We start from the raw sequence: 4,741 nt of genomic DNA on the forward strand, positions 1-4,741 counted from the left end.
CGAGCCGCAGAATCGGCGAAAGGATCGTCTTGGGCGAAAGCTGCCAGGTATCTTGTATATAGGCGTATGTCTTTGTAAGATCCGCCTCGCCGACGAGAATCTTGTTTGCACGCCGCTCGAACTCCTGCCCGAAGTATTGCCCGTTGAACTTCATGTCCTTGAGCTTCTTATAGGATTCGCCCGCCGATTCAAAAAGTCCATAGTACCCGAATACGGGATCATCAAGATACATCGACGGGGCGTCGGCGAATTTCGGATCGCTGAGATCATTCTGCTCTCGCAAAAGTCGATTGAAGGCTTCAAACTTCGCTTTCAAAACAGGGTCGGAAATCGTCCCACTCATCAAATACTCTGTCAAATTGATCCGCTTCGCTTCCTCGTAAGTCAGCGGCGGCGGCGTCAACGAACCGTAATATTCCGTATTGCTGTCCCAGATGAAGCCGTTATCACTGCGAATAAACTTGTGATTGTGTACATAGGAGTCAGGCTTATCGTCCATGCCCGCTGTATTATCATCGACCCACAGCGACTTGTCGTAATCCCACGGATTGATCGTCACCTCTCGCACTCTGGATGCACTCTTAAGACGCGAACCTTCGGCGTATTCTTTCTGCCAACCGAAACCGTAGCTCAGATAATGCGCGTCATTCGCTGCTGTGTTGAAATGGAAATCAAGATTCGTCTGCCGATGTTCAAGCCAATCGACGCCTGCGAGACTGTTCTTGCCCGCATATTTATCGTGTCCGCCGCTATAGTAGGAAAGAACTGTCGAGTCGTCCTCGCGCATTCTACCGTGACCGAAGCTCACGCTGTAGTCCGTCTTTTTCGACCAACGTCCCTCGAATCCAAGGCTGTAGGTATCACGCGAGCGATTGCGCTGATAAATCTGCATTGGCTCGAAGAAGGAGCCGAGCGGATAAAGCACGTTCTTGTTGCGCCGCTGCATATCCTCGCGCTCCGTTGTCAGGCGGAAGGTCAGCTTTCTCGCGTTGTCAAAGCTGTAGACGCCGCTCACGCCGTCGTTCTTGATCGAGCCGTAGAAGCGAAGCGACGGCTTGAAGTCGTCGTACCAGTTCTCGCCCATGACGAACTGCTTGCCGCCTGAGTAGACGGGCAAGACTTCGCGCTTCGAGACCCAAGCGCTGAGGTTCAGCTTGCCGAGGTCGCCTGAGTCGGCGCGCAGGAAGAAGTTCGCGGGCAGGGTGTTCGTCTCTGTGCCGCTCTGACTGCGCGATGCGTGATAGCGCCCCTCGACGTTCAGCTCGACGGCAGGGTTCTTCACGCCCTTCTTTGTGATGACGTGGATGACGCCGCCAATGGCGTCCGCGCCGTACTTGGCGCTCGCCGCGCCGCGAATGATTTCGATGCGCTCGATATTCTCCGCGCCGATGCGCAGAAGCTCGTCGCCGTTGCCGTTGTACTTCGCCTCGCCGCCCAAGACGCGCTGACCGTCCACCATCAGCAGCGTATGGCGCGGGTCGCCGCCACGGATCGACACGCCGACGTTCCCCATCGCGTCGATCGTGCGCGTGACGCCGACCTCGTTGAAAATCACATCCTCGACGGACTTCGCCTGCTTCCTCGCGATATCCTCCTTCGTGATGATCGTCGTCGACTGCGACTCGTACTTCGCCTCTTCCTTCGCCGCATCCGCCTCAACGTTTACAGCATCTGTCCGAAGAGGTGTCCCCCCCCCGCACTTTCTTCCGCGTGTACCGCACACGCAGGCAGCGCAAAGTGCAGCGCGACTGCCAAAACAAGCGCACGTCCGGCATTCTTGCTCGTCCTTTTCTTCATGCTATTTCCTCCTTGATATTGATTTTTATATTCCTATCAGTATTATATCATTTTTTACAAAGAAAACTAGAGAGACGAGAAAATTTATTGAACATATATGAATCCGATTCATATATATAGAATCATACCTCCATTTTCGCAGGAAGCACTGTTGTATGAAGATGCGTCGCTGCATATATCATGGATTCCTTTCAGCTATCATTCCATGCGGATATTTCATAGGAGAAGACTCCCAAAATCAGCAGGATATATTTAGAAGAAACAGAAAGATATAACTATTCAAAATAATATTCCTAAAAAGGAGCTGATAAGAAATGGAACTGGATGCAGCAACATTGACCTTGGCTGTGCTGGGCATCGCCGCCTTCTTCTTCGCCACGGAGATCATCCCGCTGGCGGTGACAGCGATGGGGGCGGCGATCGCACTGGGCTTCCTCGGCGTGCTGACGCCCGCCGAAGTATTCGCCGGCCTGTCAAACTCCACCGTCGTACTGTTCGCAGGCATGTTCGTCATCGGGGCGGCGATGTTTCAGACGGGTCTTGCGCAGAAGATCGGCGTCGAGGTCGTGAAGAAATCCGGCACGGACGAGAAGAAACTTATGGTCGCCCTGATGGTCATAACGATCATCCTGTCCTCAGTCTCTTCTAACACGGCGACCGTCGCTTGCCTGATCCCCGTCGTCATGCAGATCTGCGCTGCCGCGCGGCTTCCCGCCGCTCCCCAGCTCATGGCGCTCGCCATCGCCGCGAACGTCGGCGGCACGATCACGATGATCGGCACACCGCCGAACATTCTAATGAGCGCGACCTTGGATGCAAACGGCTTGACGTCCTTCGGTTTCTTTGAGTTCGCCTGGATCGGCATCCCTCTCTCCATCATCGGCGTGCTCTACATGGTATTCATCGGCAGCCGCCTCTGCCCGCACACCATGTCGGAAAGCGAGGTGGACGACAAATCATCCGAAGCGCCCAAAGATGTGCGAAAGATGCTCATCTGCGCCGGCATCCTCGTCATCGTGGTCATCGCGATGGTGCTCGAAAAGCAGATCCACGTCCCCATGCAGACCTCAGCGATCGTCGGCGCCCTCGCCTGCGTGCTCACGGGCTGCGTCTCGGAAAAGCAGGCGTATCAGGGCATTGACTGGACGACGATCTTCCTCTTCGCAGGTATGCTTCCTCTGGCAAAGGCGATGGACACGAGCGGCGCGGGAAAACTCATCGCCCATAGCGTTCTTGACCTCATCGGCACGAATCCTGCCCCCATGCTGATCGTCGTTTCCATGTTCCTGCTCTCCTGCGGACTCACGCAGTTCATGTCCAACACGGCGTCCTCGGCGCTCCTCGCTCCCATAGGCATTTCCATCGCCCAATCGATCGGCGTTTCGCCGCATCCCGTGCTCATGGCGATCGGCATCGCCGCTTCCTGCGCCTTCACAACGCCCGTCGCCACACCGCCAAACACCTTAGTTCTCGGTCCCGGTAAATTCCGTTTCATGGACTATGTGAAGATCGGTGTGCCGCTCGCCGTACTCGCGCTCATCACATGCGCCGTCATCATCCCCGTGGTATGGCCGTTTTAAGGAATCCCATTCATTTTATCCGCATCCCCTTCATCGAAAGGAGCTTTCTTTATGAAAAAAGAACTGTTACTAAGAAAACTGCAAGCCTTCGATCCCGAAATCTTCGCCTTGCTGCAGGATGAAATCCAGCGCCAACGCTACATGCTCTCTCTCGTGCCCAACAACAATGCCATGTCGCCCTTCGCGCACTATCTGGAAGGCAGTCTGCTCGCCAACAGCGCCTTCGATGCGCTGAATCCGCATTCCGGCAGTACGGATCTGGAGGAACTTGCCATCAAGCGAGCAAAAAAACTCTTCAGCAGCGAGCACGCTATCGTCCGCCTCGGCAATATCAGCGCCGCCTCGCGCGTCGTCTGCCTCGCCCTCTTAGAGCCAAAAAGCCGCGTACTTTCCTTCAATCTGCGAAAGAGCGAGCATTGCCAAGGACTGAACTTCACCTTCAAAAATTTCGGCATTGATGCAAAAAAGCAGGTGCTCGACTGGGATGAAGTCGAACGGACGGCGCAGGAAACAAAGCCTCACCTAATCATCTTCTCCCCCGTCAGCTACCCGCGCAACGCGAATTATCGCCGCCTCTCCGAAATCGCCAGAAACGTCGGCGCTTACCTGTGGGTGGACATCGGGCAAAGCGTCGGACTCGTTGCAGCCGGACTTCTCCCCTCGCCCGTCCCGTTCGCCGACGTCGTCACGTTCCCCACGAACGACTCCCTGCACGGGCCGGACGGCGCCATCGTACTTTCCACGAAAGAGATCAGCAGGAAGCTCGACGAAGCTGTCATCAATACGGGGCATACATCGCTTCACATCAATCATATGGCGGCATTGGCTGCAGCGCTCCTCGAAGCCGGTACGGAAACATTCCGGCAATACGGCAAGCAGGTTCTCGCCAACAGCAAGGAACTCGAACATGCTTTGGAAAAGGACGCGATCCCCCTGCTCTGCGACGGCACGGACACACATCTCGTCCTGCCGCTCCTTCCCGCCGAATTGCAGGAAATCGACATCACAGAGTACATGGGAAAAGCGGGCTTCCAGGTCAAGGCAGATCGCGTCCCGACTATGGCGAAAGACATCTTCCTTCCTTCCCTGCGCCTTTCAAGCTTAACTCCAACCATACGTTCTCTAAAAGAAAAGGAGATTGCCGAAATCGGCGCTCTCTTAGGTTCTGCCTTGCAAAGGAAGCTGCCCGATAAAGATCTCGAAGCCATTCGCAATCAGATTGCCACGTTCGTCATGAACAAGCCCATCTTCTCCGAAGAATGGCTGACGAGCAGCAAGATGGGAACGCATGCTTTTTACAACGGCATCGACAGCAGCGCAGCGCACGAAGCCGCATCCACAGAAAAGAAAAACCTCATCAAAAA

Annotated in this window: 2 protein-coding genes and 1 pseudogene; 2 read left to right on the plus strand and 1 reads right to left on the minus strand. The window is 55.1% G+C overall.

Translation table 11 applies throughout. The features are described from left to right. A pseudogene (locus ACTTKG_RS09105) lies at positions 1-1,797 on the minus strand (TonB-dependent receptor plug domain-containing protein); the annotation flags it as partial. Positions 1,798-2,117: 320 nt separating this feature from the next. Here ACTTKG_RS09105 and ACTTKG_RS09110 point away from each other — a divergent pair. Together ACTTKG_RS09110 and ACTTKG_RS09115 are read left to right on the plus strand one after the other, a co-directional pair. Continuing rightward, positions 2,118-3,377, plus strand: a complete 1,260-nt coding sequence (locus tag ACTTKG_RS09110) for an SLC13 family permease (RefSeq protein ID WP_442673894.1) — start codon at positions 2,118-2,120, stop codon at positions 3,375-3,377. Between the two features lie 51 nt (positions 3,378-3,428). Continuing rightward, the coding region (locus ACTTKG_RS09115) for a serine hydroxymethyltransferase (RefSeq protein ID WP_442673893.1) at positions 3,429-4,741 on the plus strand (1,313 nt) is incomplete at its 3' end.

The sequence above is a fragment of the Selenomonas sp. genome, assembly GCF_052169755.1.
Taxonomy (GTDB): Bacteria; Bacillota; Negativicutes; order Selenomonadales; family Selenomonadaceae; genus Selenomonas.